Raw genomic sequence first — 17,657 nt, forward strand, 5'->3', positions numbered from 1 at the left:
ACACCCAACCCCACCCCCCCCCCCCCAAAACCCCCCAACCCTCCCTGAGACCGCCCAAGGGGCTACCGCCCCCCCCCCGGCACCCCGCCCCGCCACCCCCACCCCCGCCCCGATCAAACCCGCAACCCGCCCAGCACCGGGACCGGCGTGCGGAGAGCGGGCGGATTCGCGTACGGTTGACGGTCGCCCATGCACGTCAGAAGGGGGCCTTGGTGGCCGCGCAGAATGCCGCTGTCGACAGCACGGCGGATTCCGTCCGCGATCGGGAGATCGCGGTCGAGCAGACGCATCTCGATCAGGTGTACCGACGCCTTGAGGAGAAGATCCACGAGGCCGAGTTCCTCATGAACGACGCCGCCAAGCGCGGCCAGGTCGGCACGCCCGGGGCGCTCGCCGAGCGGGACGCGCAGGTGTTCCGCGCCGGGATCCACCTCAACCGGCTCAACAACGAGTTCGAGGACTTCCTCTTCGGACGGATCGACCTCGTCCTCGGCAAGGACGGGGAGCGGGGGCCCGACGGGGCCTACACCTCCGTCGAGCCCGCCGACGACGCGATCCGCGCCGACCTCACCGCCGACATCGCGGAGACCCTGCACATCGGCCGCATCGGTGTGCTCGACTCCGACTACTCGCCCCTCGTCATCGACTGGCGGGCCCCGGCGGCCGCGCCGTTCTACCGTTCGACCCCGAAGGACCCGGGCCGCGTCATCCGCCGTCGGGTGATCCGTTCCAAGGGCCGCAAGGTGCTCGGTGTCGAGGACGACCTGATGCGTCCCGAGGTCACCGCCGCCCTCGACGGCCGGGAGCTGCCCGCCATCGGCGACGGCGCGCTGATGGCCGCCCTCGGGCGGGCCCGTACGCACACCATGCGGGACATCGTCTCCTCCATCCAGGCCGAGCAGGACCTGGTCATCCGCGCCCCCGCCGCCTCCGTCGCGGAGGTGGCGGGCGGGCCGGGCACCGGGAAGACGGCGGTGGCCCTGCACCGGGCCGCGTACCTGCTCTACCAGGACCGCCGCCGCTACTCGGGCGGCATCCTGATCGTCTCGCCCACCCCCCTGCTCGTCGCCTACACCGAGGGCGTCCTGCCCTCGCTCGGCGAGGAGGGCCAGGTCGCCATCCGGGCGCTCGGGTCGCTCGTCGACGGGGCCGAGGCGAGTACGTACGACGAGCCGCAGGTGGCCCGCGTGAAGGGCTCCTCCCGGATGCTGAAGGTGCTCCGCAAGGCCGTCCGGGGCGCCCTGGAGCTGGGCGGCGCGCCGGAGCGGCTGCGGGTGGTGGCGTTCGGCCGCCGCGTCGAGCTGGAGGCGCCGGAGCTGAACCGGATCCGGCAGAACGTGCTCGGCGGCACCGCCCCCGTGAACCTGCTGCGTCCGCGCGCCCGCAAGCTGCTCCTGGATGCCCTGTACGCGAAGACGGGCGCGTCCGGCCGGCACAGCGACCCGGAGCTGGCGGCCGAGCTGCGCAGCGCGTTCGACGAGGACATCTCCACCGAGGACGACTTCCTCGGCTTCCTGAACGCCTGGTGGCCGGAGCTGACCCCGCGCCGGGTGCTGGCGGCCATGGCCGACGAGCGGCGGCTGGGCCGCTGGTCGCGGCGGGACCTGAACCCGCGCGAGACGCGCCAGCTGGCGCGTTCGCTGCGCCGGGTCGGTGCGGACGGCTCCGGCCCGCTCTCGGTGCACGACGTGGCCCTGCTGGACGAGCTGAACCAGCTCCTCGGTGCGCCCGCGCGGCCGAAGCGGAAGCGGGAGATGGACCCGCTGGACCAGCTCAGCGGGCTGGAGGAGCTGATGCCGACCCGCGAGGAGACCCAGTGGGAGCGGGCCGAGCGGATCGCCGCTGAGCGGACCGAGTACGCGCACGTGATCGTGGACGAGGCGCAGGACCTGACGCCGATGCAGTGGCGGATGGTGGGCCGGCGGGGACGTACGGGTACCTGGACGGTGGTCGGGGACCCGGCGCAGTCCTCGTGGACGGACCCGGAGGAGGCGGCGGCGGCCCGGGACGAGGCGCTGGGGAGGCGGCCGCGCAGGCGGTTCACGCTGACCGTGAACTACCGCAACCCGGCCGAGGTCGCCGAGGTGGCCGCCCGGGTGCTGGAGCTGGCGATGCCGGGCATGGAGCCGCCGACGGCGGTGCGCTCGACGGGCCTGGAGCCCCGCTTCACGGCGGCCGGGGAGGACCTGGGCGCGGCGGTGCGGGAGGAGACCCGGCGGCTGCTGGAGCAGGTGGACGGCACGGTGGGCGTGGTCGTGGCCATGGACCGGCGCGCGGAGGCCGCGGGCTGGCTGGCGGACCTGGGCGAGCGGGCGGTGGCGCTGGGCAGCCTGGAGGCGAAGGGCCTGGAGTACGACGCCACCGTGGTGGTCTCCCCGGCGGAGATCGCGGCGGAGTCCCCGGCGGGCCTGCGGGTGCTGTACGTGGCGCTGACGCGCGCGACGCAGCAGCTGACGGTGGTCTCGGCGGCGGGTGACGAGCCGGACGCGGACGGGGTCCCGGAGCTGCTGAAGCCGTGACACCGGGCGTCCGGGCGGCGCGTCCGGGCGGGTGGCCCGCCGAGGACCCGCCCGGACCCGCCACGGCCCCCGGAGGCCTCCCGGCGGAGGCCGGGCGGAGGTGTGGTGGAGGTCTGCCGGGGCCCGGCGGGTGTTGACCGTGCGTGACCCCCGTCCGGCCGTCCGCCGGCCCGCCAGGGGGCTTCCGCGGGCCGTTCCCGGACGGCCCGCGGCCAGGTGCGTGATCCGGCGCGTCCAACTCGCGGGAGGGGGGATCGCTTCCGGCGATCCTTTGTTAGCCTGGGTACGACACCGGCTCGATCCAAGCCCCCGGGCCCAACCTTCGTCGCTTAGAGCGACCACTTGCCGCGAGGCGAGCATGGCGGGTCGGTGTCTTTAGTCCAATCAACAGGTCCGCGCCCTCCACCGAGTGGGGGGCGCGGACCTGTTTTGTATTAACACACCATTCCGAGCACTGAGATTCTCTCGTATGGTGGAAGAGTCTTTCCGAAATTTGTAGCTGGTTACCTTGTACCGGCTGGTAGGTGGGACGATCGGACAACAGGTCCTGCCCGCCTGCCCATCGCTGGACGGTGTCGGGCCGGATCCGTGTACAGCGAAACCAGGGACAGAAGAGGAAACACGGCCATGGCAACGGCGCCCAGCGTCTCGTATTCGATGACGGTCCGCCTGGAAGTGCCCGCGAGCGGAACCGCGGTCTCCCAGCTCACCACCGCCGTGGAGTCTTCCGGAGGGTCGGTCACCGGCCTCGACGTCACCGCCTCCGGGCACGAGAAGCTCCGTATCGACGTCACGATCGCCGCCACCTCCACCGCGCACGCCGACGAGATCGTCGAGAAGCTCCGCGGCATCGAGGGCGTCAGCCTCGGCAAGGTCTCCGACCGAACCTTCCTGATGCACCTCGGCGGCAAGATCGAGATGTCGTCCAAGCACCCCATCCGCAACCGTGACGACCTCTCGATGATCTACACCCCGGGCGTCGCCCGCGTGTGCATGGCCATTGCCGAGAACCCCGAGGACGCGCGCCGCCTCACCATCAAGCGCAACTCCGTCGCAGTCGTGACCGACGGCTCCGCCGTCCTGGGCCTCGGCAACATCGGCCCGATGGCCGCGCTGCCCGTCATGGAGGGCAAGGCCGCCCTCTTCAAGCGCTTCGCCGGCATCGACGCCTGGCCGATCTGCCTCGACACCCAGGACGCCGACGAGATCGTCGCGATCGTCAAGGCCATGGCCCCGGGCTTCGCCGGCATCAACCTGGAGGACATCTCCGCGCCGCGCTGCTTCGAGATCGAGGCCCGCCTGCGCGAGGCCCTCGACATCCCCGTCTTCCACGACGACCAGCACGGCACCGCCATCGTCGTCCTGGCCGCCCTGACCAACGCGCTTCGCGTGGTGGGCAAGGCAGTTGAGGACGTCAAGGTCGTCATGTCGGGCGCCGGCGCGGCCGGTACGGCCATCCTGAAGCTGCTCCTCGCCGCGGGCGTCAAGAACGCCGTCAGCGCCGACATCCACGGCGTCGTGCACGCCGGCCGCCCCGACCTGGTCGACGCCGCGCCGGACTCCCCGCTGCGCTGGATCGCCGACAACACCAACCCCGAGGGCTACACCGGCACCCTCAAGGAGGCCGTGGTCGGCGCCGACGTCTTCATCGGCGTCTCCGCCCCGAACGTGCTCTCGGGCGAGGACGTCGCCGCCATGGCCGACGGCGCCATCGTGTTCGCGCTCGCGAACCCGGACCCGGAGGTCGACCCCGCCGTCGCCCGCCAGACCGCCGCCGTCGTGGCCACCGGCCGCTCGGACTTCCCGAACCAGATCAACAACGTGCTGGTCTTCCCGGGCGTCTTCCGCGGCCTGCTCGACGCCCAGTCGCGCACCGTGAACACCGACATGATGCTGGCCGCCGCGGCCGCCCTCGCCGACGTCGTCGGCCAGGACGAGCTGAACGCGAACTACATCATCCCGTCCGTCTTCAACGACAAGGTCGCCGGAGCCGTCGCGGGCGCCGTCCGCAAGGCCGCGCAGGCCGCCCAGGCCCCCGCTGTGACGGGGCCCACGGTCTGATACCGGCGCGTCGCGGGATGCGGGCCCGGCGGGGCGCCCATAGGGTTGCGGGGATGCCCGCGTGGCCCGCGGTCCGCATCCACCGGAGCCCCTGGTGCGGACGGAGCGTCACGGAGGCGTGACTGTGGCGCTTTTCGTGTGACCCTGGCGGGTGCCGGATTGGCTTTCCCGCCGCTGGTGGGGGCAGGATGCGTAACCGGGCGAGAGGGTCTGACGTTCAGACCCGGGTCCGGGCACTGTCCTAGGGCCCTGGCAGCATCGGCTTCGATCTCACGCCTCTAAGGCAAGTTGAACACGGGAGTACAACATGAACCGCAGTGAGCTGGTGGCCGCTCTGTCCGAGCGCGCCGAGGTGACCCGCAAGGACGCCGACGCCGTTCTGGCCGCCCTCGCCGAGACCGTCGGCGAGATCGTCGCCAAGGGCGACGAGAAGGTCACCATCCCCGGCTTCCTGACCTTCGAGCGCACCCACCGTGCCGCTCGCACCGCGCGCAACCCGCAGACCGGCGACCCCATCCAGATCCCGGCCGGCTACAGCGTGAAGGTCTCCGCGGGCTCCAAGCTCAAGGAAGCCGCCAAGGGCAAGTAGTACCGCCCTTGTGCCGAGGGCCGCACAGGCCCCCGGGACGGCAGTGGTACGTAGAACGGCCGAGGGCGGCCACCCCGCACGGGGTGGCCGCCCTCAGGCCTTTCCAGGGCCCGCAGGAGGCCCCGTGGGGCCCCCTGCGGGGGAAGATCAGACCAGGTCGCCGTTGGGCAGCTCGACCTTGGCGCCGAGCTCCTGGAGCTTCTCCATGAAGTTCTCGTAGCCGCGGTTGATCAGGTCGATGCCGTGGACGCGCGAGGTGCCCTCGGCCGCCAGCGCCGCGATCAGGTACGAGAAGCCGCCGCGCAGGTCGGGGATGACCAGGTCGGCGCCCTGCAGCTTGGTCGGGCCGGAGACGACCGCCGAGTGCAGGAAGTTGCGCTGGCCGAAGCGGCAGGCGCTGCCGCCCAGGCACTCGCGGTACAGCTGGATGTGAGCACCCATCTGGTTGAGCGCCGAGGTGAAGCCCAGCCGGGACTCGTAGACCGTCTCGTGCACGATCGACAGGCCCGTGGCCTGCGTCAGGGCCACGACCAGCGGCTGCTGCCAGTCGGTCTGGAAGCCGGGGTGCACGTCCGTCTCCAGCGCGATGGCCTTCAGCGGGCCGCCCGGGTGCCAGAAGCGGATGCCCTCGTCGTCGATCTCGAAGGCGCCGCCGACCTTCCGGTACGTGTTCAGGAAGGTCATCATCGAGCGCTGCTGGGCGCCGCGCACGTAGATGTTGCCGCCGGTCGCCAGGGCCGCGGAGGCCCACGAGGCGGCCTCCAGGCGGTCCGGGAGCGCCTTGTGGTTGTAGCCGCTCAGGCGGTCGACACCGGTGATCCGGATGGTCCGGTCGGTGTCCACGGAGATGATCGCGCCCATCTTCTGCAGTACGCAGATGAGGTCCTCGATCTCGGGCTCGACGGCGGCGTTGCTGAGCTCGGTCACGCCCTCGGCCAGGACGGCCGTCAGCAGGACCTGCTCGGTCGAGCCGACCGAGGGGTAGGGCAGGCGGATCTTGCAGCCGCGGAGGCGCTGCGGGGCCTCCAGGTACTGGCCGCCCTCGCGCTTCTCGATGGTCGCGCCGAACTGGCGGAGCACGTCGAAGTGGAAGTCGATCGGACGACCGCCGATGTCACAGCCGCCCAGGCCCGGGATGAAGGCGTGGCCGAGGCGGTGCAGCAGCGGGCCGCAGAAGAGGATCGGGATGCGGGAGGAGCCCGCGTGCGCGTCGATGTCGGCGACGTTCGCACTCTCGACGTAGGTCGGGTCGAGGATCAGCTCGCCCGGCTCTTCGCCGGGGCGCACGGTCACGCCGTGCAGCTGGAGCAGACCGCGCACGACCCGCACGTCACGGATGTCGGGAACATTGCGCAGCCGGCTCGGCTCACTGCCGAGCAGGGCGGCCACCATGGCCTTCGGCACGAGGTTCTTCGCACCGCGGACACGGATCTCGCCCTCGAGCGGGGTTCCGCCGTGGACAAGCAGGACATCGTTGCCGGTCATGGATCTCGCGTTCCGGAGTGGATGGGCAGGGGACCAGACGTAAGGGTAAGGGCCACCACCCCCATGTTTGTATGGGTGACGGGGCCGTAGGACTGTCATGAATACGGCACAACACGGTCGGTATCCGCCAGGTAGCGGAGTGTTGCGTTCCGGCGCGCGGCGCGGCGCGCGCCTCTCTCTGCCGCCGTGCGCCCTGAGCTGCGCGTGATCCGGTACCGCCGCCCGCTCCCCCCGGAGGGCGATTGTGCGAGATCATGTGCCCATGACCGAGGTGTCCTCCCTCACAGGGCGGCTGCTCGTGGCCACCCCCGCCCTCGCGGACCCGAACTTCGACCGCGCGGTGGTGCTGCTGCTCGACCACGACGAGCAGGGCTCGCTCGGCGTGGTCCTCAACCGGCCCACCCCCGTGGACGTCCGCGACATCCTGCTCCCCTGGGCCCCGCTGGCCGGCGATCCGGGGGTGGTGTTCCAGGGCGGCCCCGTCGCACTGGACTCGGCCCTGGGGGTCGCGGTGATACCCGGCGAGGAGGGCCCGCTCGGCTGGCGCCGGGTGCACGGGGCGATCGGCCTCGTCGACCTGGAGGCCCCGCCCGAACTGCTCGCCACCGCCCTGGGCGGCCTGCGCATCTTCGCCGGGTACTCCGGATGGGGCCCCGGCCAGCTGGAGGACGAGCTGGGCGACGGCGCCTGGTACGTGGTGGACTCCGAACCGGGCGACGTCTCCTTCCCGGACCCCGAACGGCTGTGGCGGGCGGTGCTGCGCCGCCAGCGCAGCGAGCTCGCGATGGTCGCCACCTATCTGGACGACCCGTCGCTGAACTGAGCCCGGCGGGGTTCAGTACCCTGGCTGCATGAGCACTCTTGAGCCCGAGCGCGGGACTGGTACGGGGACCCTCGTAGAGCCGACGCCGCAGGTGTCCCACGGCGACGGCGACCACGAGCGCTTCGCCCACTACGTCCAGAAGGACAAGATCATGGCGAGCGCGCTCGACGGCACCCCCGTCGTGGCGCTCTGCGGCAAGGTCTGGGTTCCGGGCCGCGACCCGAAGAAGTACCCCGTCTGCCCCATGTGCAAAGAGATCTACGAGTCCATGGGCGCCGGCGGCGACAAGGACAAGGGCGGCAAGGACAAGTAGCAAGGTCCTGACTTCCGCCGCCGAAGGCCCCCGCTGCGCGCGAGCGCGTCCGGGGGCCTTCGCCGTGTGCGCGGGGCGGGTTAGGGTCGGCGCGAGAAGCGTCGCCCCGCGGGACGGGTGCCGTGCGGCACGCCGCGGGCCGGCTGCCGCCGTCCGTGCGGGGGGCGACCGGCCGGCTGCCGCGGAGGGCTGACGCATGGACCTGATCCCGCTCCCCGAGAGCGCCGTTCCCGACCCGGAGGGACGCCGCCTCGCCTTCGGCCCCGAGCCCGTGCTCGACGCCGGGCCCGGTACCGGGGGCGTCGCGCGCTGGCTGCGCCGGGAGGTGGGCGCCGCCACCGGATGGGCCCTGCCCGCGCCCGCCGCCGGCGCGCGGGGCGACGTACGGCTGCGGATCGACGCCGGGGCGGCGGGCGGGCTCCGGCCCGAGGCGTACCGGCTCGACATCGGCGCCGACGGCGTGGAGCTGACCGGCGGGGACGCCGCGGGGCTGTTCTGGGGCGCCCAGACGCTGCGTCAGCTCCTCGGCCCCGACGCCTACCGGAAGGCGCCGCTGCGGCCCGGCCGGACCTGGAGCCTGCCGTACGCGGCCATCGCCGACGCCCCGCGCTTCGGATGGCGCGGGATGATGCTCGACACCGCCCGGCACTTCACGCCCAAGGACGGGGTGCTGCGCCACATCGACCTGCTCGCCGCCCACAAGCTGAACGTGCTCCACCTGCACCTGACGGACGACCAGGGCTGGCGGATCGAGATCCGGCGCCACCCCCGGCTCACGGAGGTGGGCTCCTGGCGGCCCCGCAGCCGGTGGGGCCACCGCGCCTCCCCGCTGTGGAACGAGACCCCGCACGGCGGCTTCTACACCCAGGACGACATCCGCGAGATCGTCGCGTACGCCGCCGAGCGGCACGTACGGGTCGTCCCCGAGATCGACGTGCCCGGCCACTCGCAGGCCGCGATCGCCGCCTACCCCCGGCTGGGCAACACGGACGCCGTGGACACCTCCGCGCTCGGCGTGTGGGACGACTGGGGCATCAGCGAGAACGTCCTCGCCCCCACCGAGGAGGTACTGCGCTTCTACGAGGGGGTCTTCGAGGAGCTGCTGGAGCTCTTCCCCGCCGAGGTCTCGCCGTTCGTCCACGTCGGCGGCGACGAGTGCCCCAAGGCGCAGTGGCGGGCCTCGCCGGCCGCCCAGGCGCGGATCCGCGAGCTGGGCGTGGACGGGGAGGACGGGCTGCAGTCCTGGTTCATCCGGCACTTCGACGGCTGGCTCGCCGCCCGCGGCCGCCGGCTGATCGGCTGGGACGAGATCCTGGAGGGCGGACTCGCCGAAGGCGCCGCCGTCTCCTCCTGGCGCGGCTACGCGGGCGGCGTCGCCGCCGCCGAGGCCGGGCACGACGTGGTGATGTGCCCCGAGCAGCAGGTGTACCTGGACCACCGTCAGGCGGGCGGCCCCGACGAGCCGATGCCCATCGGGTACGTGCGCACCCTGGAGGACGTCTACCGCTTCGAGCCGGTGCCGCCGAAGCTGTCGCCGGAGGCCGCCGCGCACGTGCTGGGCGCCCAGGCCAACGTGTGGACCGAGGTGATGGAGGACCAGGCCCGGGTGGACTACCAGGTGTTCCCCCGGCTGGCCGCCTTCGCCGAGACGGTGTGGTCGCGGCTGCCGGAACCGGAATCCCGTGACTGGGCCGGGTTCGAGGCCCGCGCGAGCGCCCATCTGGCGCGCCTGGACGCCCTCGGGGTCGACTATCGGCCACCGGCCGGACCGTTGCCGTGGCAGCGGCGCCCCGGGGTCGTGGGACGCCCGATCGAAGGCGCGCCCCCGATCGTGTGACCCGGGGGCGCGGGGGGCGCTCCGGCGCCGCCCGTCCGGAAGCGGAACTCTTCGGGAACCTTTGGAACTCTCGCTCAAAGGAGGCCGATCCGGGGAAAAACGGACGTTCGGGCAGAGGGTGGACGGCACCTCCCGCGGCCGTCGCCCGGCCCCGCCCGCACGCCCCGCCGGGCTCCCGCCCCGGCCGCGCGCGGGCGGCGCCGGGGCGCGGGCCGGCCCCCGGTGAGCGGGAGACCCTCGCGCCGGGCGGTCCCGAAGATGTGCCAGAGTTGCCACGTCCCGGCGGTGAGCACGTACCGTACGGCGGACAGGCGTGAGCGCCGGGACCGGGACATCGGGAAGGGGCAGCCGGGTTGACCACGCACGCACCGCACACACCGCATTCGGCTCAGGGGCCGCACGCACCGCACTCGGCTCTGGAGCCGCACGCGGAGCGGGCGCAGTCCGTGATGCTGCCGGCCTCGCTCGACGAGGCCGTCGAGGCTCTCGCCGCCATGCCCGCGGCCGTTCCCGTGGCGGGCGGCACCGACCTCATGGCCGCCGTCAACGCCGGGCTGCTGCGCCCCGCCGCCCTGGTGGGCCTCGGCCGGATCAGCGAGATCCGCGGCTGGCAGTACCAGGACGGGCACGCGCTGCTCGGCGCCGGACTGACGCACGCCCGGATGGGGCGGCCGGATTTCGCCGCTCTCATCCCGGCGCTGGCCGCCGCCGCGCGCGCCGCGGGCCCGCCGCAGATCCGCAACGCCGGAACCCTCGGCGGCAACATCGCCTCGGCCGCGCCGACCGGTGACGCCCTGCCGGTGCTGGCCGCGCTGGAGGCGGAACTGGTGATCGTCGGCCCCGGCAGCCTCGGCGACACGGGGAGCTCGCAGCGCGAGATCCCCGTCTCCCACCTGCTGGCCGGCCGCGACATGCTGCGGCCGGGCGAACTGATCGGCTTCGTGCGGGTCCCGCTGCTGCACGCGCCGCAGGTGTTCCTGAAGGCCACGGGGCGGACCGGCCCGGGGCGCGCGGTGGCGTCCGTGGGACTCGTGCTGGACCCCGCCCGCCGCGGTGTGCGGTGCGCGATCGGCGCGGTGGCCCCGATGCCGCTGCGGCCGCTGGAGGCCGAGCAGTGGGTGGCCTCGCTGATCGACTGGGACGGGGACCGCAGCCTGGCCCCCGAGGCACTGGAGGCCTTCGGCGAGTACGTCGCGGCCGCCTGTGTGCCCGACCAGGGGCCGCAGGTGTCCTCGGCGGTGCTGCACCTGCGGCGGACGGTGGCCGTGCTGGCGCGCAGGGCCCTGGGGAGGGCGCTGACCTCATGAGCGAGAACGAGAACGTGAGCGGAACGACGGGGAACGCGGGGCAGGCTGCCGGAGCCGGCAACGGCTGGGGCTGGGAGCCGGTTCCGCAGGGCGGCGAGTACGACAACGAGGCCACGGCCTTCGTGCAGCTGCCGCAGGAGATGCTGGACGCGCTCGACCGCGGGGAGCCGCTGGCGGCGCCCGGGCACGGCTTCGTGCCGCCGCCGATGATCGTGCCGCTGGGCTCGGGCAGTGCGGACCCCTCCGCCACCGGGACCTGGACGATGCCGGTGCAGTGGCCGGACGCCGGCGCGGGGGCTGCCCCCGGTGCGGGCCCGGCCGCCGAGGCCGCCGCCCGTGCGCCGATCCCGGCTTCGATCCCGCTCCCGGCGTCGGTGGCGGCCGCCTTCGCGGCGGCGCCCGCGGGAGAGGCGGACGCCGAGCCGCAGACCGGAGGGCCGCACGCGGACCCGGCCGGCGGGCCGCACGGGACGCTGGGCGGCGGGCTGCACTTCGACCCGTCGGGCGGTGCGCTGCACGGGGATGCCTCGGGCGGGCTGCACGCCGGGCCCCAGGGCACGCCGCACGCGGATGCGCACGGCGGTGGTCTGCACGCGGACGGGCAGGGTGCCGTCCTGCACACGGACGGGCAGGGTGCCGTCCTGCACACGGACGGGCAGGGTGTCGCCCTGCACGCCGTGCCGCACGGTGCGCCGCACGCGGAGTCGTCCGCCGGCGGGCCGCACGGGACGCTGGGCGGCGGGCTGCACACCGGCCCGCACGCCGACCCCTACGCCGGCCCCCGTGCCGACCCGGATCCCGGCTCGACCGCGGAGTGGCACTTCCCCGAGGCGGTGCACCGTCCGGAGGACGCGATGGCCACGGGGCAGTGGACGCTGCCCGGCGGCGCGGGCGACCCCGCCCTGGACGGCGGCTGGGGCCGGCCCGCCCCGGCGGTGCTGCCCGGCGGGGCCTCCGACCCCTGGGCCCCGCCCGTGGCGCCCGAGGCGGCTCCCGGGGTGCTGCTGAGCTCCGGCGTGCTCCCGGGCGGCGGCTCCGGCGCGCCCGCGGGCTCCCCGGGACGCGGTCCCAGGGTGCTGGGCGGCCCCGGTGTGGGCACCCCGCTGCCCGAGGGCTACCTCCAGGCCGGGCCGGAGCCCGAGGCCGTGCCCGCGGCCGCCCCGGACATCGAGGCCTCCCACGGCCCGGCCGAGATGCCGGTCGAGGGCGAGCGGCCGCGTCCGGTGGAGGCCGACGGGGGCGCGGAGGGCGGCGAGAGCGTCGGCCACGGCTTCGCGGAGCCCCCGGCGGCGGCTCCCGCGGAACCGGCGGCTCCGGAGGCTCCCGCGGCCGGTCCGGCCGGAGCGGAGGCCGCGCCCGTGCCGGGTGACGGCGGTGCCGACCGTGCTGTCACGCCCCCGGGCGAGGGCGACACCGGGAGCTTCCCGGTGCAGGAGACGTCGTACGAAGAAGAGCGGGTCCCCGCCGTCGCCCAGCACGAGCACCCGGCGGCTTCCTACGTCCTGCGCGTGAACGGCGCCGACCGGCCCGTCACCGGGGCGTGGATCGGCGAGTCCCTGCTCTACGTGCTGCGCGAGCGCCTCGGCCTGGCCGGCGCCAAGGACGGCTGCTCGCAGGGCGAGTGCGGAGCCTGCGCGGTCCAGGTCGACGGGCGGCTCGTCGCCTCCTGCCTGGTCCCGGCGGCGACGGCGGCCGGCAGCGAGGTGCGCACCGTCGAGGGCCTTGCGAGCGGCGGGGAACTCTCGGACGTGCAGCAGGCGTTGTGCAGGTCGGGCGGGGTGCAGTGCGGGTTCTGCGTGCCCGGCATGGCCATGACCATCCATGACCTGCTGGAGGGCAACCACGCCCCCAGCGACCTGGAGACCCGCCAGGCGCTCTGCGGCAACCTCTGCCGCTGCTCGGGCTACAAGGGCGTCATCGAGGCGGTCCGCGAGGTCGTCGCCGAGCGCGAGGCGAGCGCGGCGGAAGCCGAGGCGCTCATCCCGCACCAGGCGCAGCCCGGCGAGGGCGGGATCCACCCGGCCCACCCGGCCCACCCGGCGGCACACGGCACGGACGGCTTCGACCCCTTCGGCGCGAACCCGGGATCCGGCGTGTTCGACGGCGGCCCGAGCGGCTACGACGGCGGCCAGGGCGGCTACGCCGGCGGCCAGGGCGGTTACGACGCCGGCCAGGGCGGCTACGGCGGCCATGCGGGCCCCGACGGCCTGCCCGGCCCCGACGCGACGAACGGACTCGGCGGACACCTCGCCCCCGGCGCACCGGACGGCTACGCCCCCGGTACCCCGGACGGCTACGACGGCGGACCGCACGGACTCGGCGGGGACCAGCACAACGGAGGCATGGCGTGAGCGGTCAGGACGCGGCCACGGCGACGGCCGGCACCACCACGACCACCACCACCATGGCGACGGTCAGCCTCGGCCCCGACGGCGACGCCGGACCGCCGCGCCCGCTGCGCGGGATCGGCGTCTCCGTCCCCTCCGTGGACTCCCGCGCCAAGGCCGAGGGCACCTTCCCCTACGCCGCCGACCTCTGGGCCGAGGGCCTGCTGTGGGCCGCCGTGCTGCGCTCCCCGCACGCCCACGCCCGGATCCGGTCCATCGACACCTCGGCCGCCGCCGAGATGCCCGGCGTGCGCGCCGTCATCACACACGCCGACGTCCCCGGCGCGGCCACCCACGGCCGGCGCATCGCCGACCGGCCCGTCTTCGCCCACGACGTCGTGCGCCACCACGGCGAGCCCATCGCCGCCGTGGCCGCCGACCACCCCGACACGGCACGCCTGGCCGCAGCCGCGATCATCGTCGAGTACGAACTCCTCGACGCCGTCACCGATCCCGAGCAGTCCTTCGGCGCGGCCCCGCTGCACCCGGACGGCAACCTGATCCGGCACATCCCGCTGCGCTACGGTGACCCCGAGGCGACCGGCGAGGTCGTCGTCGAGGGCCTGTACCGGATCGGCCGCCAGGACCCCGCGCCCATCGGCGCCGAGGCCGGCCTCGCCGTGCCCCGCCCCGACGGCGGCGTCGAGATCTACACCGCCTCCACCGACCCGCACACCGACCGCGACCTCGCCGCCGCCTGCTTCGGGCTCGACCCCGACCGCGTCCGCGTCGTCGTCACCGGCGTGCCCGGCGCGACCGCCGACCGCGAGGACGCCGCGTTCCAGCTGCCGCTGGGCCTCCTCGCCCTGCGCACCGGCTGCCCGGTGAAACTGGCCGCCACCCGCGAGGAGTCCTTCCTCGGCCACGCCCACCGGCACCCGACCCTGCTGCGCTACCGCCACCACGCGGACGCCGAGGGCCGCCTCGTCAAGGTCGAAGCCCAGATCCTGATGGACGCCGGCGCCTACGCCGACGCCTCCGCCGAGTCCCTCGCGGCGGCCGTGGCCTTCGCCTGCGGCCCGTACGTCGTTCCGCACGCCTTCGTCGAGGGCTGGGCGGTCCGTACGAACAACCCGCCCTCCGGCCACGTCCGGGGCGAGGGCGCGATGCAGGTCTGCGCCGCGTACGAGGGCCAGATGGACAAGCTCGCCGCCGCCCTCGGCATCGACGGCGCGGAGCTGCGCCTGCGCAACGTCCTGGCCACCGGCGACCTGCTGCCCACCGGCCAGACGGTCACCTGCCCGGCTCCCGTGGCGGAACTCCTCCGCTCGGTCCGCGACTTCCCCCTCCCCTCCCTCCCCAAGGACACCCCGGAGGAGGAGTGGCTGCTGCCCGGCGGCCCCGAGGGCGCGGGCGAACCGGGCGCGGTGCGGCGCGGCGTCGGCTACGGCGTGGGCATGGTCCACATGCTCGGCGCCGAGGGCGCCGACGAGGTCTCCACCGCGACGGTGAAGGTGGTCGGCGGCGCCGCCACCGTCATCTGCGCGGCCGTGGACACCGGCCAGGGCTTCGCCACCCTCGCCCGCCAGATCGTGCAGGAGGTCCTCGGCATCGACGAGGTGGCCTGCGCCCCGGTCGACACCGACCAGCCGCCGGCGGGCCCCGCGGCCCACGGCCGCCACACCTGGGTCTCGGGCGGGGCCGTCGAACGGGCCGCGAAGATGGTCCGTACGCAGCTCCTCCAGCCGATGGCCCACAAGCTCGGCATGTCGACGGAACTCCTCCAGATCCAGGACGGCCGGATCACGTCGTACGACGGCGCCTTCTCCATGTCGGTCGCGGAGGCCATAGAGGGCAAGGAGCTCTGGGCCACGGCCCAGTGCCGCCCCCACCCCACCGAACCGCTCGACGAGCACGGCCAGGGCGACGCCTTCGTGGGCCTGGCCTTCTGCGCGATCCGCGCGGTCGTCGACGTGGACATCGAACTCGGCTCGGTCCGGGTCGTGGAACTGGCCGTGGCCCAGGACGTGGGCCGCATCCTCAACCCGCGCCAGCTGGAGGCCCGCATCGAAGCGGGCGTCACCCAGGGCGTCGGCGCGGCCCTGACCGAGAACCTCCGCTCGGTCGCCGGCCTGGTCCGCCACCCCGACCTGACGGGCTACGCCCTGCCGACGTCCCTGGACGCCCCGGCGGTGCGCATCGTCCGGCTGGTGGAGGAGCGCGACGTGGTGGCCCCGTTCGGCGCGAAGGCGGCGAGCGCGGTGCCGGTGGTGACCACCCCGGCGGCGGTGGCCTCGGCGGTCCGCGCGGCGACGGGCCGGCCCGTGAACAGGATCCCGATCCGACCGTCGGCGGCGGTCGCGGCCCCGGTTCAGGCGGCGCCCAACTCCTAGCCGGCCGTCTGACGAACGGGAGGGCGTCGTGTCGGTGGACAACGCAGGTCCGGGACGGCCGGGGGCGAACGTCGCCGGCGCGGTCGCGGACGCGGTGACGGCCCAGGCGCGGGCCCTGGAGGTCGAGTACGAGTCGCTGACCGACGCCAAGAACCGGGTCGACGCCCTGCTGAAGACCCTCGACGGCTCGGAGGCGGCCGCCCGCAGGCTGGCCCACGGAACCCTGCCGACGGGCACCCTGGGCACGGGCTTCGCCGAGGCCGACGCCCTGTTCACGGCGTACACGACGGTCCACGCCGAGCTGCAGAAGCTGTCCGCGGGCCTGGCGGGCCAGATCGAGGCCCTGGGCATCGCCGTCCTGACGGCGGGCAAGGGCTACGCCGGCGTGGACGAGGAGACGCAGGCCCGCATGCGGGCCCTCGTCAAGGACTCGAAGACCGCGTACGTAGCGGACCGCGACCCCCTGGTCCGGCAGGAGCGCGAAGCGGCGAAACACACCGCCCCGACACCGACACCGTCACCGACACCGAGCACGGCGAAGGGCACGATCTGATGGCGCCGACGAACTTCGAGGGCTACTCGCACGAGCAGCTGCTCGCGATGATCGCGTCCGTCAGCCCGGAGACGGTCAAGGCACGGGCGACGCAGCTGACGGAGGCGGCGGCCGTGATCGAGGAGATCGGCGGAAGCCTCAAGAAGCACCGGGTGAAGGGCTGGGAGGGCGAGGCGGCCCACGCCTTCCACGACTGGGTGAGCCGCGCGGGCAGCGCGACCCTGCTGCTGGCCGACTACAGCGCGGCGGGCGGCCGGTGGATGACCCAGGCGGCGCAGACGATGATCGAGGTGAAGGCCAACACCCCGGCGTACGACACGGTGGCGGCGGAGAACCTGGCGTCGGCCCACCAGTTCCACAACGACCCGGACGCCCAACAACTCGGCCGCACCGCCCACGCGAAACTCACCACGGACCACCAGCACGCGGTACAGCAACTGACGAAGCTGGCACAGTCGTACGAGCAGGCGTCGGCAGAGATGAACAAGGCCACCGTGCCGACGTTCCCGCCACCACCGCCGGACTTCGAGCCGGGTGATACCCGATATGGGGGGTCGTACATTGACCGGCCAAGCGGGGCGGGTTCTGAGGGGTACACGGCGAACCCAGTCGATGGGGCAGAGGTTTCAGGGCCTTCGTACCGATCGGAAAGTACAACTAGCGGAGTTCAACGCGACCGCTTCCCGCACTCGACGGTAGGGCCTGTGCCTTCCCCGGCTGTTTTGGGCCCTGGCGTGGACGTAGGCCTGGACCATGTCGTGACGCTCCCGGATAGGACTCGGCCTGCACCCGTTGGCCTGCCTAGTGGGCCTGAACCCAGCGGGCCGGGTGGGAGCAGTCCTCTCGGCCCTGTTCCGCCTCTGATGCTTCCGCCGGTTGGTGGGACCCTGCCAGTGACGAAGCCTCCAGTCGGGATCGGGGACAAAGCCGGAGGGCTTCCGCTACTCGCTCCGCGCGACACCGGAATCGTAGGAGGTCGGCCAATTGCGGCTGGCACGTCCGGGGCAGGTATCCCACGTGGCACGGTCATCGGCGCTGACGCGCCGACGGCTGGTGGGCGCGCTATGCCCGGCGTGATGGGCGGCGGGTTCGGCGGGCCGCATGGCTCCCCGGGCAGCATTGCGACCGGCCGGCGACTGGCGGCGGAGCCCGGAGGTGTTGTTGGAGGGCGTCCGGCTGCAGGGGGCAGTCAGCCGTTTACCCAAGGCGGTTCGGGCCTCGTGCGTGGAGGGGGCGTTGGCGCGATGGGCCATGGTGGTTCTGCCTCTCCGGCTCTGAGCCGACGGCGGGGAGGCCAGACGGGCGAGCGTCCTGACTACCTGGCAGAGGACGAAGAGACCTGGCAGGGCAACCGTCGGGTTGTCCCACCCGTAATCGACTGAGCGAGACGGACGTTGCACGGGATGCGCACGCGGAAGGTGACCTCGGCCTTGGTCGGCCTGCTAGTGGC

General features: G+C 73.9%; 12 protein-coding genes. 10 read left to right on the top strand and 2 right to left on the bottom strand.

Features of this window, described 5'->3' with window-relative positions; translation table 11 throughout:
- Nucleotides 1-212 precede the first annotated feature (212 nt).
- From ACIPW5_RS18370 to ACIPW5_RS18380, 3 genes are all read left to right on the top strand, one after another.
- A complete protein-coding gene (locus tag ACIPW5_RS18370) occupies nucleotides 213-2,519 on the top strand; it encodes a HelD family protein (RefSeq protein WP_401245823.1) in 2,307 nt (768 codons plus the stop codon).
- 627 nt (nucleotides 2,520-3,146) lie between these two features.
- The gene (locus ACIPW5_RS18375) at nucleotides 3,147-4,580 is read left to right on the top strand and encodes an NAD-dependent malic enzyme (RefSeq protein ID WP_401245825.1); all 1,434 of its coding nucleotides are present in this window, start codon (nucleotides 3,147-3,149) and stop codon (nucleotides 4,578-4,580) included.
- A 307-nt stretch (nucleotides 4,581-4,887) separates the two neighbouring features.
- Nucleotides 4,888-5,169, top strand: a complete 282-nt coding sequence (locus ACIPW5_RS18380) for an HU family DNA-binding protein (protein WP_007264399.1) — start codon at nucleotides 4,888-4,890, stop codon at nucleotides 5,167-5,169.
- A 147-nt stretch (nucleotides 5,170-5,316) separates the two neighbouring features.
- On the opposite strand, the gene murA is transcribed toward ACIPW5_RS18380, so the two are convergent.
- Nucleotides 5,317-6,654, bottom strand: coding sequence for a UDP-N-acetylglucosamine 1-carboxyvinyltransferase (gene murA / locus ACIPW5_RS18385; protein ID WP_007264398.1), 1,338 nt, complete (start codon nucleotides 6,652-6,654; stop codon nucleotides 5,317-5,319).
- Nucleotides 6,655-6,916: 262 nt separating this feature from the next.
- On the opposite strand from murA, the gene ACIPW5_RS18390 reads away from it, so the two are divergent.
- From ACIPW5_RS18390 to ACIPW5_RS18420, 7 genes are all read left to right on the top strand, one after another.
- Nucleotides 6,917-7,477: a YqgE/AlgH family protein gene (locus ACIPW5_RS18390; protein ID WP_401245827.1), complete on the top strand. Its 561-nt coding sequence runs from the start codon at nucleotides 6,917-6,919 to the stop codon at nucleotides 7,475-7,477.
- A gap of 28 nt (nucleotides 7,478-7,505) precedes the next feature.
- The gene (locus ACIPW5_RS18395) at nucleotides 7,506-7,790 is read left to right on the top strand and encodes a DUF3039 domain-containing protein (protein WP_007264396.1); all 285 of its coding nucleotides are present in this window, start codon (nucleotides 7,506-7,508) and stop codon (nucleotides 7,788-7,790) included.
- A gap of 196 nt (nucleotides 7,791-7,986) precedes the next feature.
- Nucleotides 7,987-9,627 (top strand): beta-N-acetylhexosaminidase, encoded by a 1,641-nt coding sequence (locus tag ACIPW5_RS18400; protein ID WP_401245829.1) that lies wholly within the window; start codon nucleotides 7,987-7,989, stop codon nucleotides 9,625-9,627.
- Nucleotides 9,628-10,076: 449 nt separating this feature from the next.
- Nucleotides 10,077-10,934: an FAD binding domain-containing protein gene (locus tag ACIPW5_RS18405; RefSeq protein WP_401246180.1), complete on the top strand. Its 858-nt coding sequence runs from the start codon at nucleotides 10,077-10,079 to the stop codon at nucleotides 10,932-10,934.
- Entirely contained in the window at nucleotides 10,931-13,285 is a 2,355-nt protein-coding gene (locus ACIPW5_RS18410; protein WP_401245831.1) for a (2Fe-2S)-binding protein, read from the top strand. The genes ACIPW5_RS18405 and ACIPW5_RS18410 overlap by 4 nt, the downstream gene beginning before the upstream one ends.
- Nucleotides 13,286-13,338: 53 nt before the next feature.
- Nucleotides 13,339-15,654: a xanthine dehydrogenase family protein molybdopterin-binding subunit gene (locus ACIPW5_RS18415; RefSeq protein WP_401246183.1), complete on the top strand. Its 2,316-nt coding sequence runs from the start codon at nucleotides 13,339-13,341 to the stop codon at nucleotides 15,652-15,654.
- Between the two features lie 28 nt (nucleotides 15,655-15,682).
- Nucleotides 15,683-16,207, top strand: a complete 525-nt coding sequence (locus ACIPW5_RS18420) for a DUF2563 family protein (RefSeq protein ID WP_401245833.1) — start codon at nucleotides 15,683-15,685, stop codon at nucleotides 16,205-16,207.
- 235 nt (nucleotides 16,208-16,442) lie between these two features.
- Here ACIPW5_RS18420 and ACIPW5_RS18425 read toward each other — a convergent pair whose 3' ends face one another.
- Complete coding sequence (locus tag ACIPW5_RS18425; RefSeq protein ID WP_401245835.1) at nucleotides 16,443-16,616, bottom strand: hypothetical protein; 174 nt, start codon at nucleotides 16,614-16,616, stop codon at nucleotides 16,443-16,445.
- Between the last annotated feature and the right edge of the window lie 1,041 nt (nucleotides 16,617-17,657).

Origin of the sequence: Streptomyces sp. NPDC090077 (assembly GCF_044747545.1) — a bacterium.
GTDB lineage: Bacteria > Actinomycetota > Actinomycetes > Streptomycetales > Streptomycetaceae > Streptomyces.

Excerpts from the sequence above, each read along its gene's own strand:
- ACIPW5_RS18395 (WP_007264396.1), top strand. The coding sequence starts at position 7,506 with ATGAGCACTCTTGAGCCCGAGCGCGGGACTGGTACGGGGACCCTCGTA.
- ACIPW5_RS18375 (WP_401245825.1), top strand. The coding sequence starts at position 3,147 with ATGGCAACGGCGCCCAGCGTCTCGTATTCGATGACGGTCCGCCTGGAA.
- ACIPW5_RS18415 (WP_401246183.1), top strand. The coding sequence starts at position 13,339 with ATGGCGACGGTCAGCCTCGGCCCCGACGGCGACGCCGGACCGCCGCGC.
- murA (WP_007264398.1), bottom strand. The coding sequence starts at position 6,654 with ATGACCGGCAACGATGTCCTGCTTGTCCACGGCGGAACCCCGCTCGAG.
- ACIPW5_RS18405 (WP_401246180.1), top strand. The coding sequence starts at position 10,077 with ATGCTGCCGGCCTCGCTCGACGAGGCCGTCGAGGCTCTCGCCGCCATG.
- ACIPW5_RS18390 (WP_401245827.1), top strand. The coding sequence starts at position 6,917 with ATGACCGAGGTGTCCTCCCTCACAGGGCGGCTGCTCGTGGCCACCCCC.
- ACIPW5_RS18380 (WP_007264399.1), top strand. The coding sequence starts at position 4,888 with ATGAACCGCAGTGAGCTGGTGGCCGCTCTGTCCGAGCGCGCCGAGGTG.
- ACIPW5_RS18400 (WP_401245829.1), top strand. The coding sequence starts at position 7,987 with ATGGACCTGATCCCGCTCCCCGAGAGCGCCGTTCCCGACCCGGAGGGA.
- ACIPW5_RS18410 (WP_401245831.1), top strand. The coding sequence starts at position 10,931 with ATGAGCGAGAACGAGAACGTGAGCGGAACGACGGGGAACGCGGGGCAG.